Here is a 15430-nt window from a genome sequence, read left to right as displayed (position 1 = left end):
GCGGCGACAACTTCTCCGCCACCCTGTTCTCCGGCGCGAAGTACACCTACGACTCTCCGGAAAAGTGGCAGGACCTCGTCGACATGTTCGCCGCGGCCCGCCCCGTCATCGCCGAGAACCTCGGCGGCGACAACATTCCGCTGATCTGGACCGCAGACTTCATGCTGGATAACGACGAGGACGGCAACGACACCTACGTCCTCGGCGAGATCAATTGCTCCTGCGTCGGCTTCACCTCCGAGCTGGACATGGGCATCCAGGAGCTGGTGGCCAAGGAGGCCATCGGCCGCGTCGAGGCCAAGCACAACGCCTAAACGCTCATCCGCTTCCGACGGCGCCGACCCCTGTTGTAGGGGTCGGCGCTGTTGCTAGTTGTGCAGTGGGCGGCGCGTGCGAGCCATGTGCTCAGCCCGCGCGGCCATCTCCGGCTGGACGATGAGCCCGGCGGCGGCCCGGCTTTCCTTCTCGCCGGTTTCGCTTATCGACGTCGCGTTCGACAACACCCCAGCCAAGGCCCGGGCGATCCGTGCGTCGACCGCGGTGCCCGCGGACTCATCCCACAGTGCGAGTAACTCCTCCGGGGCGGTGGCCTGGGGGCGGGGATCCGGCGCCGGAGTGTAGGAGTCCTGCAACTGGCGGGCCAGTTCCACGGCCTGGGCGAGGACGTGGTCAGGGCTGAGGATGATCTGGTCGGTGTCCCGCAGGAGCCCACAGGCCTGGGCCTCGAGCACCGGGATGGGGGAGGCGTCCATGATGAGGCGGAAGGCGGCGCCCGGGTCCGGCAGGCGAGACAGGGCACGCACGCAACCGCCCCAGGCGGGGATGAGACCGACGTGGCGTTCCGGGAAACCGACCTTCGCTTCCGCATGGGCGAGCGCCGCGTCACAATGCAGCAGCAATTCCGCCCCACCACCCAGCGCCACACCCCGCAGGGCTGCGACCACCGGGAACGGGGCCTGCGCCAGTGCCTCCAATGTGGTGCGCCCCTCGGAGAACTCCATATAGGCACGCTGCTCATCCCCGCTGGCGGCCAGTTGCGCCATGGTGGGTAGGTCCGCGCCAGCGGAGAATGCGCGGTGTTCGTCGTTGCCGATGACTAACGAGCCGATCCCTAACTCCGGGCCCTGCTCCGCGACCGCCTGGAGAAGCTCGAGGGCATCGGCGGTGATCGAGTTCATCGGGGTGGACAGGGAAAGAAGAGCCACGCGGTCGTCGAGAAGCGAGACCACACCAGCATCATTGCCGAGGATGCCCGTGCCCGCCCCGTGCAGCTGGGCGGCCGTGACCACGCCCGCGCGGGCCGGGGTATCGATGACCTCCCCGGTGGTGGTCAGAGTGCGACCCGGCGCCGGATAAAACCCGCCGGCTTGCAGGGCGGCGTGAAGGAGCGGTGGGGTGGCGTCGATAAGCGAAACCAGCAGCTCCAATCCGATGGAGTCCGCCAGGGCGAAGGGGCCGCGTTTCCAGCCGTAACCCAGCTCCATGGCGGTATCGATATCCGCCACGGTATCAGCGATTTCCGGGGCGATATCCAGGCAATATCGCAGGGTCTCCAGGAACGTGTCACGGGCGAAACGCCCCGCCGGGCTGTCAGTGGTGATCACCTCACGGGCCGTTTCGGCAGCGAGTGCCGCATCGTCCGGCAACCGCTTCGGGTGGTAGCTGAACTCTTCGGCGAGTACCTCCTCCCGGCCCCGGTAGAAACCGGATTCCGCGGTACGACCCGTCCATCCACGCTCAAGCAGGCCGGTGAAGACGGGATGATCGTCGATACGAAAGCGGTGGTAGGCATCGGATGTGGGCAGCTCGGCCGTCAACGAGCCCCAGATCCCGGGGACCAGCTGCAGGCCGATGTAGTCGAAGAGCCCGAAGATCCCGGTGCGCGGCACCCCGAAAGGTCGACCAAACACCGCGTCCGCCAACTCCGGGACAATGCCCCGATCCAGGGCCAGGCGTGCGCCGGCAGCCATCCACAGATTGCCCACCCGGTTGGCAATGAAACCCGGCGTATCCCGGCACCGCAGTGCCACCTTGCCCAGCTGCTGCTCCACGGCCTGGGTGAGGGCATCGATAGTGGTGGCCGACGTGTGCGGGCCTGCCACCACCTCCACCAGACGCATCACGCGCGGCGGATTGAAGAAATGGATGATCGCGAAATGCCGCTGGAAATCGGTATCAAAGGGCGCGACCAGATCCGCGAGCGGAATGGTGGAGGTGTTGGAGGAGACGAGGGTGGTGGGGGAGCGGTGGGCGTTGATCAGCGCGAATGTGTCGTGCTTGACCTGCAGATCCTCAAACACTGCCTCAACAATCCAGTCGACCTCACCCAGCCGGGCAGCATCATCGTCGATGTTTCCGGGGGTGACCCGCGCGGAGAACTCCGGCCGCAGGAACCCCTTGCGTTCCACCTGTAGATCGATACCACGACGCGCCAGGGCGCTGTTATCCTCACCCTCCGGGGACGGGCGGTCCAGCAGAAGGACCTCAATGCCCGCGTTGGCCAGGAGCGCGGCAATTCCAGAACCCATCGAGCCGGCCCCGATGACCGCAGCCCGGGAGATGTGGGTAATCATGCGTCCTGCCTACTTCCTCTTCCGGGTGAATGCGGAAATGCCGGTGATCTCGCGGCCGATGATAAGCGCCTGCATCGAGTCGGTGCCCTCGTACGTTGACACAACCTCCATGTCCGTCATGTGGCGGGCAACGTGATACTCCAGCAGCAGACCATTGCCACCCATCATGTCGCGGGCCTCCCGGCACGCCGCCAGCGCCTTGCGGGAGGTGACCATTTTCACCATGCCCGCCATCGGGCCGGTGAACTCATCACGTTCCTGCAGCTGCGCCATCCGCGTGCACAGCAGCTGCATCTGGGTGACATCGGAGAGCATCGTCGCCAACTTCTCCTGCACCAGCTGGTAACTGGCGATCGGGGCGCCGAACTGCTCGCGCTCCAGGGCGTACTGCGCAGCCAGCTCGAACGCGGCCATACCGTGGCCCACCGCCTCCCAGGAAGCACCGCCACGCGTCGCCTTGAGAACGCGGTTAACCCCCTCGAAAGACTCGCAATTCTCCAGACGATTTTCCGCCGGTACCTGCAAGTTCTCGATGACAATGTCACCCTGCAGGATCGCGCGCTTACCCGTCTTACCGGTGATCACCTCCGGACGGTAACCCTCCGGGTACTCACCGTCTTCCTGCTTCTCGACGACAAACGCCTTCACCTGGCCGTCTTCCTCATCGCGGGCGTAGACCACGATGACATCACCGGCGTGCCCATTACCGATCCAGCGCTTATGGCCATTAAGAACCCAATGATCACCATCGCGGCGGGCCGAGGTCTCCAACGACACAGAATCCGACCCGTGATTCGGCTCAGTGAGAGCGAAAGCTCCCGTCTTCTTCAGCTGTGCCATATCCGGCAACCACCGCTGCCGCTGCTCCTCCGAACCGAGCATGTAGATCGAGCCCATGCACAGGTTTGAGTGGACACCCAGGAAAGTATTGATCGAACCATCGATACGACTCATCTCACGAGCCACCAGGCCCGCCTGATGACGCGAAAGCCCCGGGCAGCCATACCCCTCGATGAAGGTGCCGATAATACCCAGCTCCGCCAGCGGCTGAAGGATCTCAGCAGGGAACTCGGCGCGCTCCCAGTATTCGTTGATGATCGGCAGGACATGCTTCTTGCCGAACTCGCGCACCTTGTCACGCAGCGCGCGGTCCTCATCGGTGAGGTCGGAGTCCAGGAGCAGGAAGTCGGGGAGGTCAATGAGAGTGGACATGATGGGGGATTCCTTATCTATGGGGTGGGGTTGGAGATCAGACGGAGGCTGGCGCGTAGTAGTCGGAAAGCTGGGTGCGCAGCAGGTCTGGAATGGCCGCGGGTTTTCGAGTGTCGCGGTCCAGGACGACGATCACTGCTTCTGCAGTGACACACACCGTGTCGTTCTGGATGAGCTCGTGCTGAATAGTGAAGGACGTGCCGCCGATCCGGGAGACCCAGATATTTGCGGACAATGGTTGAGCGTGAGCTAGCTCGGCATCGAAAACGACGTTGATAGCGCGCACCACACGCGGATTGTTCTTGCCTGGAGCGCTACCAGACCAGTGCATGCTGGCCCGGACACGCGCTTCCTCCAGCAAAGTGACGGCGTTGGCGTTATTGACGTGCCCGTTGACGTCCTGATCGGACCACCGGACATCCAGATTCGTGGTGAAGCAGTTGAGGGGAGCTGTAGACACGCGGATCTATCCTTTCGAGTGGGCTAGAGGGCGGGCGAGGTCATGCAGGGCAGGCGTGGACTGCAGCCATGCGATGATCGAGTTACGGTCAGCGCCGAGTGCGGGTGGTGCTTTTGGGTACTCAATTTCGCTGCGGCTGAACGCCATGGGGTTCTTAATTAAAGGCACCGCTGACTCGCCTTCCCCGGCCTCAACGACCGGGGTGAGCCCAAGCCTTTCTGCATAGCGGATGCCTTCCCCCACACTGAGGATGGGAGCGCAGGGGACAGCAGCTTCCTGCAGGCGCTGAAACCAACCATCAGCGGTGTCCGCCTGTAGAGCCTTTTCTAGAATTGGTCGGAGAACGCCGCGGTGTGCATTCCGTACCTCCATCGTCGTGAAACGAGGGTCATTGGCCGCGGCTGGCACTCCGAGGCACTCAACCAGACGTGAAAACTGTGCGTCGTTGCCGCAGCAGATGACGATGTCACCGTCTGCAGCGGCGAAAGGGCCGTAGGGGTAGAGGCTGGGGTGGTCATTACCCAACCTCATAGGTTCGTTCCCGCAGGCGGCGTAGCCAGTCGTTTGGTTGACTAGGCCAGAGAGCGCCGACGAGAAAAGATCGAGAGCAACATGCTGGCCGAGTCCAGAACAGTTTCGTTCTTGGAGGGCTGCCAGGATCGCGATTGTGGTGTGGAGACCAGTCACAACGTCGAAAATGGCGACACCGGAACGCTGCGGAGGCCCATCAGGGTGTCCGGTCGTATGCATCATGCCGGACATGGCCTGAACTAGCAGATCATAACCGGGCATGCTCGCGCCGGGACCGGTGCCGAAGCCTGTGATAGAGGCGTGGATCAGCTGCGGCCAGCGTAGTGCTACTGATTCCGCGTCCAGGCCAAAACGGGCGAGTCCACCCGGTTTGAAGTTTTCAACGAAAACGTCGGCGCGATCGATGATGGCGTAAGCGAGCTCGAGATCTGAGGGGTCTGTCAGATCGAGTGTGATCGAATCCTTATTGCGATTGACTGAGAGGAAGTAGGTCCCCACCCCATTCCGCGCCGGAGGAACCCACGAGCGGGTGTCATCGCCTTGTGGTGACTCCACCTTGATCACTGTCGCACCCAGATCGGCGAGGAGCATCGTGCAGTACGGGCCGGCCAGAACCCGAGAAAAATCTGCGACCACGAGCCCATCGAGTGGTCCGCAGGCGCGGTCCGAGCGGGGGTGCTCAAGCGTCATGGAAGCAACCTCTCTTCTGGTGAAAATAGTGACTTCCCTCATAGAAGCATGTAGATTTCTAACCGTCCAATACTTAATGAGGGGTCGATTAATGACTCTGGAGTAATAGTGTTTCCGCAGCTCAGGACAGGAAAGGAGAGCACATGGAGGTTGGTCAGGCACGCGCTTTTCTCATTCTTGCGGAAGAGCTGCATTTCGGTAGGGCGGCGGAGAGGCTCCGCATCGCACAGCCGCCGTTGAGCCGCATGATTAAACAGCTTGAAAGGCAAATGGGCGCTGAGCTTTTCGAACGCAGTACGCGACACGTCGACCTGACCGCGGCAGGCAGGGCGTTACTGGAACCTGCGCGCCAATTGGTGAGCGCCTCAGAGGAAGCTCAACGCATCGTGGAGGAAACTGTCAGTGGGGAAAGGGGACAGATCCGCCTTGGATTCGCTGGTGCGTCGGTACACCGCTCAGTAGGCGAAATTGCACGGCAAATTCGGCGGAGAAGCCCGGGGATCCGCCTGGAACTGTTGTCATCGCAGTTCTCTCACGTCGGTTTGGAAAAGGTCCTCGACGGGTCTTTGGATTTGGCGATCGGGAGATGGGACTTTCTCCCGGCAGAGGTCAATTCGCTAGTCGTCGGGCACGAGAAGGCCATGATCGCCGTGTCACAGTCTCATCCATTGGCCAACCGAACTTCGGTGTCGATGAAGGAGTTGGCTGAAGAGCGGTGGGTGACCCTCCCCGGTGGTTTTGGCGCGGCTCTGCAGAATCGCCTTAATTCGCTGGCCATGTTCGCTGGCTTTGTGCCCCGTGTCGCACAGCAGGCACCCGATTCGTGGACCTTGGTTGTGTTGGTTGGTGCGGAGATGGGTGTTGCTCTGACTCTTGATTCCATCCGGGATAATGTGCGGCCCGATAACGTGGTCTTCCTTGAGCTGGCGGATTCAGAGGACCACCTCGATGTTCAAATGATCTGGCACCGAACAAACACAAATCCGGCACTGCAGCTAGCAATAGATGCAGCCCGGAATGTGTTCTCGGAGTAGTTTCACTTCAGCGCAGTGCGGAACTGAGCCTCGGTCCCTTCCCTGATCTCGTCCTCGGTGACACCGGGGGCGATCTCGATAAGCACCAGCCCGTCATCAGTGACGTCAAAAACGCCAAGGTTGGTGATAATCCGGCTGACCACCTGCCGGCCCGTCAGAGGGTACGTGCAGGAACTGAGAATACGGGGCTTGCCCTCCGGGTCGAGGTGTTCCATGAGAACGATGACCTTTTTGGCTCCCTCCACGAGATCCATGGCGCCGCCCATTCCGCGCATTTTACGACCGGGAATACCCCAGTTGGCGATGTCGCCGTCAGCGCTGACTTGCAGGGACCCCAGGATGGCTTTGTCGATATGGCCACCCCGGATCATGGCGAAGCTATCGGAAGATCCAAACGTGGACCCGCCCCGGAGAATAGTGACTGACTCTTTTCCTGCGTTAATGACATCAGGATCGAGTTCGTAATAAGTGGGTGCCGGGCCCATCTTCAGGATGCCGTTTTCACTCTGCAATGTCACGGTTGTCCCCTCCGGCACGAGGTCAGCCACTCGGGTCGGCAGCCCGATTCCGAGGTTGACATATTCACCGTCGTTAAGCTCCAGGGCCGCTCTTGCGGCCATTTCATCACGGCTCCAACCAGCAATGTTGTGCGAGTGAACGGGCTCGGGTTCTTCCTTCTTCTCCTCTGGGGACGGAGGAAGGGTACCGAAGGGTTTGAAGATCCGCTGCTCATGGGTTAGCGGGAAAACTTTGTCGACGTAGATCCCGGGTACATGAATCTCATCGGGGTCCAGGGTTCCAACTGGGACGATGTGCTCAGCTTCCACAACTGTGATCGCCCCGCACATCGCGGCGTCAGGATTGAAGTTTCGTGCTGACGTCCGGAACACCAGGTTGCCTTCCGCATCAGCCTTGTAGGCGTGGATGAGAGAGAAATCCGTGACGATTGACTCTTCTAGGACGTATTCCCTGCTCTCGCCATTGCGGGTGAAGGTGCGGGTTTCTTTGGGCTCCGATACCGAGATGACGTTCTTGTTTTCGTCGTACTTGATCGGCATGCCACCGTGTGCCACCAAAGAACCTGCGCCGGTGGGGGTATAAAAGGCGGGAATTCCTGCTCCTCCCGCACGCATTCTCTCAGAGAGGCTGCCCTGGGGGATGAGTTCCAATTCGATCTCACCGGACAGATATTGTGCCTCGAAGCTCTTGTTATAGCCGATGTGGGAACCGGCGAAACGTCGAATGCGATGGCTGTCGACCAGTTTGGCCAGGCCAAAGTGTTGCCCGTCATTGGTGGTTCCACCCGGGTTGTTCGAGTACACACTGAGATCAGTGACTCCGATGTCCACGACGGCGTCGATCAATGCATAGGGGACACCCGCAGGTCCGAAACCACCGACGGCGATGACCATTCCATCTTTGAGACCAGCGATCGCTTCCATAGCTGAGCCGACAATTTTGTTGACCATCTTCTCCGGGCCTTTCTAGACGGTTTCGATTGCCAGGGCCATTCCCTGACCGTATCCGACGCACATGGTCGCAATGCCACGCTTTCCACCCGACTTCTCAAGACGGTTGAGCAGAGTGATGGTGATTCGTGCGCCACTGGAACCTAGGGGGTGTCCGAGGGCGATCGCACCGCCCCAAGCGTTGACCTTCTCTGGATCGAGGTCGAGTTCGCGCATGCAAGCCAGGGATTGCGTAGCGAAAGCCTCGTTCAACTCGATCGCATCGACCTCATCGAGGGTCCAACCGGTTCGCTCGAGGAGCTTGCGGGTCGCAGGGACAGGGCCCATGCCCATGATTTCGGGGGCGAGTCCGACCACAGCTGCGCCGGCGACACGGGCCCGCGCTTGCAGACCGTACTTTTCGACGGCCTTTTCACTGGCGACGACAACGGCCGAAGCGCCGTCATTGAGTGAGGAAGAATTTCCTGCAGTGACCACCGATCCGCCCTGGACTACTGGGCGCAGCTTGGCCAGTTGCTCGGTCGTGACGCCGGCACGCGGCCCTTCGTCCGAATCGACAACCGTCACCGCCCCCTTCCTTCCCTTCACCTCGACTGGGGTGATTTCAGAGGTGAAATGACCGGCCTCGATGGCAGCGTGGGCGCGTGCCTGGGATTCCACTGCGAAGGCATCCGCGTCCTCCCTGGACACGTCTTTGACCTCGGCTACTTCCTCAGCTGTTTCCAACATCGAGTAGTTGACTGTCTCGGGGAAAGCAGGATTGACGAATCGAGGACCAATGGCGGTGTCGTGAATGGCCGCCGGCTTGGCGAAAGCAGTTTCGGGCTTGGGGATGACCCACGGGGCACGGGACATAGATTCAACTCCACCGGCGACGATGATGTCGGCCTGGCCGGAAGTGACGAGCGCGGTAGCCATTGCGATAGAGGTCATTCCGGAGGCGCACAGGCGGTTGACGGTCACACCAGGGATCGTGTCCGGGTAGCCCGCGCGCAGCCAAGCTAGACGAGCGACGTTGCGGCTGTCCTCTCCTGCCCCAATAGCGTTGCCGATAATGACATCGTCGACGACTGACGGGTCAATACCGGAATCTTCGACAACAGCCTGAATTGTGTGGGCGATAAGATCATCGGCACGAACCGAGGAGAGTGATCCGCCGTAGCGTCCGACCGGGGTGCGGAGTGCGGAGACGATGAATGCTTCAGACATCGATAAGCCTTTCTGCGATTGTAGGTTGTGTCTATTTGCGGGAACGAGTGAAAGCGGAAATGCCGGTGATGTCCCGGCCGACGATCAAGGCCTGCATGGAGTCGGTGCCTTCGTAGGTGTAGGACACCTCCATGTCGGTCATGTGGCGAGCAACGTGATTATCGAGGAGTAGTCCGTTCCCACCCATCATGTCGCGGGCCTCCCTGCACACGGACAAACCGTTGCGTGCCGTGACCATCTTCGTGAGTGAGGCCATGGGAGTGCTGAATTCGCCTCTTTCCTGGAGCTCAGCCATTCGCACACACAGCAACTGATTCTCAACGACATCTGCGAGCATGTTCGCCAGCTTTGACTGGACAAGCTGGTAGCTAGCGATGGAAGCACCGAACTGTTCGCGTCCGAGCGCGTATCGGGCGGCCAGTTCGAACCCCGCCATGGCGTGACCGGTGGACTCCCACGACACGCCGCCACGGGTAGCTGCCAGCACCCGATTCACATCCTTGAAGGAGTCACAGTTGGCAAGACGGTTCTCCTCCGGAATGCGCAGGTTCTCGATGACGATGTCTGCCTGGAGGATCGCGCGCTTACCGACCTTTCCGGTAATGGGCTGGGGACGGTACCCATCCGGGTAGTCTCCGTCTTCCTGCTTTTCGACGACGAAAGCCTTGACGTGGCCGTCAGCTTCGTCACGCGCGTACACGACAATGACGTCACCGGCATGACCATTTCCGATCCACCGCTTATGCCCGTTGAGGATCCAGGATTCTCCTTCGCGTCGGGCGGAGGTCTCCAGTGATACTGAGTCGGACCCATGCGTGGGTTCGCTGAGCGCGAAAGCGCCCGTCTTTTTCATTTTGGCCATATCCGGTAGCCAGCGCTGTTTCTGCTCCTCCGATCCTAGGATATTGATGGAGCCCATCCCGAGCCCGGAATGGACACCGAAGAAGGTAGCCACAGAACCGTCAATTCGACCCAGTTCACGGGTCAGGAGCCCGTTTTCCAGACGCCCGAGACCAGGACAGCCATAACCCTGGATCATTCCGCCGGCCAAGCCGAGATCAGCCAGTGCATCGAGGATTTCGTAGGGGAACTCGGCGCGCTCCCAATAGTTGTTGATGATCGGCAGGACATGCTCTTGGCCGAATGCACGCACTTTGTCCCGGAGGGCGCGCTGCTCGTCGCTGAAATCAGCGTCGAGAAGCAGGTAGTCGGGATGCTCGGTGACGTCGGAAAGCTGCGGGGAAGTGCTCATGGTTGTCTCCGTGGAATCGGGAATGAAAGTTGTGTGACGGTGGGGTGTGGGGAGGGCTTAATCGCTGTAGTCGTACCAACCACGACCGGTCTTGCGTCCGTACCGGCCCTCGTCGTAGAGCTTCTTCAGCTCAGGGTTTGGCAGAGATTCCGGATCTCCGGTCTGTTCGTATTCGGCCATGCGGATGAGGTAGGCAACATCGATACCGACCAGGTCCATGAGTTCGAAGGGGCCCATGGGGTGGCCGAGAGCGGTCTTGGCGGCGACATCGATGTCCTCGAAGGATGCGACACCGTCGCTGTAGAGCTGGAGTGCTTCCTTTCGAATGGCAGCCAGCAGGCGGTTGGCGACGAATCCCGGGATTTCCTTGTGCAGTCGAACCACGTTTTTACCCATTGCCTCGGCGAGTGCAGCTGTGGTCTCGATCGTTTCTTCCGAGGTTCCGGGGTGGCTGACCACCTCGACGGCCTTCATGACCAACACCGGGTTGAAGAAATGCATATTGCAAACTTTCTCCGGACGGGAGGTAGCGTCGGCGATCTTGGAGGAGACGATGTTGGAGGAATTGGTGGCCAGGATGGCATGGGCGGGGGCCTTTTCATCAAGGGCTGCGAAGAGTTCCCGCTTGATAGTCAGATCCTCGATTGCGGCTTCGATGATAAAATCCGTGCCGGCCACCACTGCATCACGGTCGGTAGAGAAGCTAAGACGCTCGAATGCGGCTTCAACATCGGCTTGGGAACGCCGGCCCTTCTGCACATCCCGATCCATGCGAGATTTCAGCTGGCCTTCCGCCCGGTCGAGGGCGTCGTCGGCGATGTCAACGATCGTGGTGGAAAAACCGGCCAGAGCTGCGACCATCCCGATCTGGGATCCCATGGTGCCGGAACCGATGACGGTGATGTGGTTGATGGAGGAGAGGGAGGACATGAGTACCTTTCGAAACTAAAGGGGATGGGTGCTTAATTAGCGGTCGTGTCGGGCGGAGTGAAAATCCGGATGACGTTTTTCAATGAACGCAGCAGTGCCTTCCCGTTTTTCCTCGGAGGCAAACAACACGGACTGGGCCAGACGTTCCAACAGGATTCCGGTTTCGTGATCGACTCGGCTGCCACGCACCAGAAGCTGACGGATCAGGGAAACTGCCAAAGGACCTTTGCGACGGATTCGTTGAGCTACTTTGTGGGCTTCCGTCAAAAGCTCTTCAGGGTCAACCAGGTAAGTGATCAGACCGCAGTTGCGAGCTTCTGCAGCGTCAATTCTTCGCCCAGTGATAATCATGTCTGCGGCCAATCCGCGGCCGACGATTCCGGGAAGGCGCTGAGTGGCACCGGCGGACGGAAGGATGCCCAGGCCCGACTCGGGAAGTGCGAACTGAGCGTTGGTCGAACCGACGCGAATGTCGCAAGCCAACGCCAGTTCGTTGCCCCCGCCGAAAGCGTATCCGTTGACGGCCGCGATGAGTGGCCGGGAAAAAGACTGGAGACGGTCGTAAGTCCGCTGCATGTAGGCTTCGAGCCCATCCAGGGGGCCACGCTGAGACAGTTCCTTGATATCAGCCCCGGCCACGAAGGCTTTGTCGCCTGCACCGGTGATGATGACAACGTCAACGGAAGAGTCAGCGTCAATATCGTCCAGGTGCTCATTGAGACGGTCGATGACGGGCCGGCTCATGGCATTCATGGCTTCGGGGCGGTTGATGGTCAGTTCAGCGACGCCATCGGTGTCATTTCGGAGGATCAGATCGTTCGACATGGGTGTGTCCTTTCTTTGAAGTGCTTAGACGTGCTGTGCGGCTGTGTCAGGAGCATCAGTGGTGGACTCTTCCCGAGAGGGGTGATGAGTTTTACGCGAGTTGCGGAGCCTCTCAAAGGCCATGACCGCGACGACGATGCCGATACCGGTGAATGTGATGGAGTACTGCGGCAGGAAAACCATGAACCCGCCCACGGCCAGGAGCACTCGTGAGATAATTCCTGCCTTCACCTCGACAAACTGAATCCAGCCGGAGAAGGAGGCCGCTAGTGCAAAGACTGCGATGACCGAGAGGCCACCAGCCAGCAGAACCTCAGGGAGTGATGATTGAGCAACTAGTGCCGGGTTGAGGGCGAAACCGAAGGGAACGATGTATTTGACCGCTCCCAATCGCATGGCTTCGACCGAGGTGCCCATGGGTGAGTCTTTGGAAATTCCAGCCGCAGCGAAAGCAGCTAGCCCGACGGGAGGAGTGATATAGGAAACGGAGGCCCAGTAGATGATGAACAGGTGCGCCGCGAAAACATTGACGTCCAGGGCAATGAGCGCGGGGACCATGACGATGGCCAGGAAGACGTAGGCTGCGGAGATTGTCAGGCCCATACCCAGGACGAAACAGGCAATCGCACCGGTGATGAGGATGAGAATGACATTCTCGCCGACTGCAGCGATGAGGTCTCGGGAGATTGAAAGGGCGACACCAGTGGCGGTCAGGCCGCCCAGGATCAGGCCAACTCCAGCAATGGTGGCGAAGAGTTTGCCGAGGGAGATTCCCAGGTCGACCAGAACGTCGTAAATCTCGCGGATACCGAACTTGTGCTTCGGGGTGATGATTCCGATGATCAGTAGGGCAAGGACAACCCAGAAAGGAACCTGGGCTTCCGATGGCGTCGTGAGGAGAAGAACCGTGAGGAGTGCGAAGGCGAAAATGTATGGCCAACCGCTGATCAGGGTTCTGAGAAAACGGGGCAGTTCGGAGCGCGGGGTTCCGGCAAGTCCCTTCAGAGCGGCATAACCATCGATCTGCATGAAAATGCCGAAGAAGTAGAGGAATGCAGGGATGGTCGCCGCGATGATGATCTGCGTGTACGGAACGCCGGCGAAGGACACCATCAGGAAAGCTGCGGCGCCCATGATCGGAGGGGTAATGGAACCACCGGAGGAAGCAGTTGCTTCGACGGCACCGGCGGTTCGCGCCGAGAATCCATTCTTGATCATGGCCGGAATGGTCATGGGGCCCGTAGTCAGTACATTGGAGACAGCGGAACCGGACATCATGCCCATGGATGCGGAGCTGGCGACCGAGACCTTGGCTGTGCCACCGCGGTAGCGGCCGAAAATCGACATGGCGAGATCGTTGAAGAAGGCGGCGCCACCGGTGTGCTGGAGCACGACACCGAATGCCAGGAATCCAACGAGAATGGTGCCGGCTGTCTGCAGGGGCAAGCCGAGAATCGACTCAGAACCCATCGCGTGCTGCTGGGCCAGAGTGTTCATGTCGTAGCTGATTCCCTGCAGGACCCCGATGGGGATCTCACCGGCAAACAGGGGATAGATAGAAACGAGGAATGCGAGACCGGCGACGATAATGCCGGCGGCGCGGCGCAGCGCCTCCAGGACAAGCGCCCAGTAGACGTAGCTCATCACCGTGGCGTAGGTCGGAGCAACCATTGACCAACCGAACAGTGTGATGTCCTCGGCGCGGGAGGCAAACCAGACGGAGACACCGATAAAGAGCAGCGCGAGTGCCACGTCGTAGAGAGGGACACCGCCACGATTGGAGATCGCCTTTTTAGAAATTGGTGTGGTGATGAAAACGATCGGCACGAAACACGCCGCCATCAAGTACAGGAATGCGTTCGTCTGGATCGCCAGTCCAAAGGCGTTGAGGTAGAAGACCTGGTTGATGGTGCCGCCGATGCCGACGGCAGCCAGGATGGCGATGAAAGCTTTCCAGAACGGGCTGAGCCGCGGGTTGTGTTCAAGGATGGTGGGAGGTGCTGCGGCTGGCATTTCCGGGGCCGTGTGATTGCCATTGGCGGTGATGGTGGTGGACATGTTCAGCTCCTTTCTCAGACGGTGTCGTTAATTGGGGGAAGTGCGGGAAGGTTCTCTTGTTTCCAGGTACGCCACTCGGTGGAAGGATCCTCCGAACTCTTATGGCGGTCCCAGAAGTTGGGCCATTCCTCCTGCATGAGGATTTCGCGCTCAAGAAGTGCTTTTTGACGGCGATCAAGATCGGGAGTCCAGAGGTTGCTCTCCTCGAGGAGTCGAACAACTCCTGGGTGGAAAGGGACAACCAAGGGATCGAGAATGATCTGGTCGATAGCGAAAAACTTGGCATCCGGGGTGGAGTTCTTGAAGTCGCCGTGGTGATCGTGCATGAGTTTGACGACCGAGTAGACTTCCTCTTCCGGGACATCCGCGCGGGTGAGCATGGCGAGAGAGAATTGCATGAGCTCGGCGGAATCATCTGGCCCCATTCCGACGGCCTCAGAGGTCGAGCCGACTCTGCCGAGCGGGATGAGATCTGCCCAGACTTCTTTCTGTGCCTCAGTCTGACCTCCGAAATCAAGCCAGTGGATCGGATAGCGGGTGTTGAGCTCCTCGACACCGGCGCCGACAGAGTTGGTGTAGATACCATCAAGGTGGCCAGTCTTCAGAGCTTCTGTCTGCTCAGAGAAGGCGATGGGCACGAGGGTCACATCATCTAGGGTCATGTCACCGAGCTGGACGATGGCGTCGATCTTGCGGTTGGTCGGCTCCATACCCAACAGATACGGAAGGCGTTTGCCGCGCAGATCGTGAACGGTGTCGATCCCGGAGTTCTTGAGTACCGCCATTCCGTAGCTTCCCGGCGGAGTCCACAGCTGGCGTACGGGCTGAGGGCCCCAGACCTCAGATGTGTATTCGTAGTCTCCCTCGAACGAGTACAGGGATTCGTCGCCGACGCGTGCGTAATCAGCGACGCCGGAGATCAGTGGAGCGATGCGGCCAATGCCGGTGTCTCCTGTCATCAGGCGAACCTGTGCGCCGGAGCGAGTTGTGATCATCGAGGCGACTGCCGCGATGTCGTTGTAGGTGCCTGTACCAACCGGGTACGTGGTCCACACCATGCGACCAGGCATGCCCGCGACCGTGGTTTCGACCGGCTTGGCGCATGCGCCAAGCGTTGCAGCCGCACCCGCGAAGGCCAGACCCTTGAGGAACTGGCGCCGGTTCAGATTGAGGGCCATGTCGTCTCC

At 60.1% G+C, this 15430-nt stretch carries 12 protein-coding genes and 1 pseudogene; 2 read left to right on the top strand and 11 right to left on the bottom strand.

All coding sequences use genetic code 11. The features are described 5' to 3' along the window. Positions 1 to 314, top strand: a pseudogene (locus Q4G50_RS09190) (hypothetical protein); the annotation flags it as partial. A 54-nt stretch (positions 315 to 368) separates the two neighbouring features. On the opposite strand, the gene Q4G50_RS09185 reads toward Q4G50_RS09190, so the two are convergent. From Q4G50_RS09185 to Q4G50_RS09170, 4 genes are read right to left on the bottom strand one after another with little or no spacing between them, the layout of a single operon-like run. After that, positions 369 to 2573 (bottom strand): 3-hydroxyacyl-CoA dehydrogenase/enoyl-CoA hydratase family protein, encoded by a 2205-nt coding sequence (locus tag Q4G50_RS09185; protein ID WP_303377361.1) that lies wholly within the window; start codon positions 2571 to 2573, stop codon positions 369 to 371. A gap of 9 nt (positions 2574 to 2582) precedes the next feature. After that, positions 2583 to 3785 (bottom strand): acyl-CoA dehydrogenase family protein, encoded by a 1203-nt coding sequence (locus Q4G50_RS09180; RefSeq protein WP_303377360.1) that lies wholly within the window; start codon positions 3783 to 3785, stop codon positions 2583 to 2585. 37 nt (positions 3786 to 3822) lie between these two features. Further along, positions 3823 to 4245, bottom strand: a complete 423-nt coding sequence (locus Q4G50_RS09175) for a thioesterase family protein (protein WP_303377359.1) — start codon at positions 4243 to 4245, stop codon at positions 3823 to 3825. A gap of 6 nt (positions 4246 to 4251) precedes the next feature. Beyond that, the gene (locus Q4G50_RS09170; protein WP_303377358.1) at positions 4252 to 5466 is read right to left on the bottom strand and encodes a CaiB/BaiF CoA-transferase family protein; all 1215 of its coding nucleotides are present in this window, start codon (positions 5464 to 5466) and stop codon (positions 4252 to 4254) included. 143 nt (positions 5467 to 5609) lie between these two features. On the opposite strand from Q4G50_RS09170, the gene Q4G50_RS09165 reads away from it, so the two are divergent. Further along, entirely contained in the window at positions 5610 to 6500 is an 891-nt protein-coding gene (locus Q4G50_RS09165) for a LysR substrate-binding domain-containing protein (protein ID WP_303377357.1), read from the top strand. A 2-nt stretch (positions 6501 to 6502) separates the two neighbouring features. On the opposite strand, the gene Q4G50_RS09160 is transcribed toward Q4G50_RS09165, so the two are convergent. From Q4G50_RS09160 to Q4G50_RS09130, 7 genes are read right to left on the bottom strand one after another with little or no spacing between them, the layout of a single operon-like run. Further along, positions 6503 to 7969, bottom strand: coding sequence for a 3-oxoacid CoA-transferase subunit B (locus tag Q4G50_RS09160; protein ID WP_303377356.1), 1467 nt, complete (start codon positions 7967 to 7969; stop codon positions 6503 to 6505). Between the two features lie 15 nt (positions 7970 to 7984). Beyond that, positions 7985 to 9178 (bottom strand): acetyl-CoA C-acyltransferase, encoded by a 1194-nt coding sequence (locus Q4G50_RS09155; protein ID WP_303377355.1) that lies wholly within the window; start codon positions 9176 to 9178, stop codon positions 7985 to 7987. Between the two features lie 31 nt (positions 9179 to 9209). Next, the gene (locus Q4G50_RS09150; protein ID WP_303377354.1) at positions 9210 to 10430 is read right to left on the bottom strand and encodes an acyl-CoA dehydrogenase family protein; all 1221 of its coding nucleotides are present in this window, start codon (positions 10428 to 10430) and stop codon (positions 9210 to 9212) included. Positions 10431 to 10487: 57 nt separating this feature from the next. Continuing rightward, positions 10488 to 11360 (bottom strand): 3-hydroxyacyl-CoA dehydrogenase family protein, encoded by an 873-nt coding sequence (locus Q4G50_RS09145; protein ID WP_303377353.1) that lies wholly within the window; start codon positions 11358 to 11360, stop codon positions 10488 to 10490. 36 nt (positions 11361 to 11396) lie between these two features. Beyond that, positions 11397 to 12185, bottom strand: coding sequence for an enoyl-CoA hydratase/isomerase family protein (locus Q4G50_RS09140; protein ID WP_303377352.1), 789 nt, complete (start codon positions 12183 to 12185; stop codon positions 11397 to 11399). 24 nt (positions 12186 to 12209) lie between these two features. Further along, positions 12210 to 14243, bottom strand: a complete 2034-nt coding sequence (locus Q4G50_RS09135) for a TRAP transporter permease (protein WP_303377351.1) — start codon at positions 14241 to 14243, stop codon at positions 12210 to 12212. Positions 14244 to 14257: 14 nt separating this feature from the next. After that, positions 14258 to 15421, bottom strand: a complete 1164-nt coding sequence (locus Q4G50_RS09130) for a TAXI family TRAP transporter solute-binding subunit (RefSeq protein WP_303377350.1) — start codon at positions 15419 to 15421, stop codon at positions 14258 to 14260. Positions 15422 to 15430 lie beyond the last annotated feature (9 nt).

Origin of the sequence: Corynebacterium sp. (genome assembly GCF_030538285.1) — a bacterium.
Lineage (GTDB): Bacteria > Actinomycetota > Actinomycetes > Mycobacteriales > Mycobacteriaceae > Corynebacterium.
This window is presented reverse-complemented; position numbering and strand designations above follow the sequence as displayed.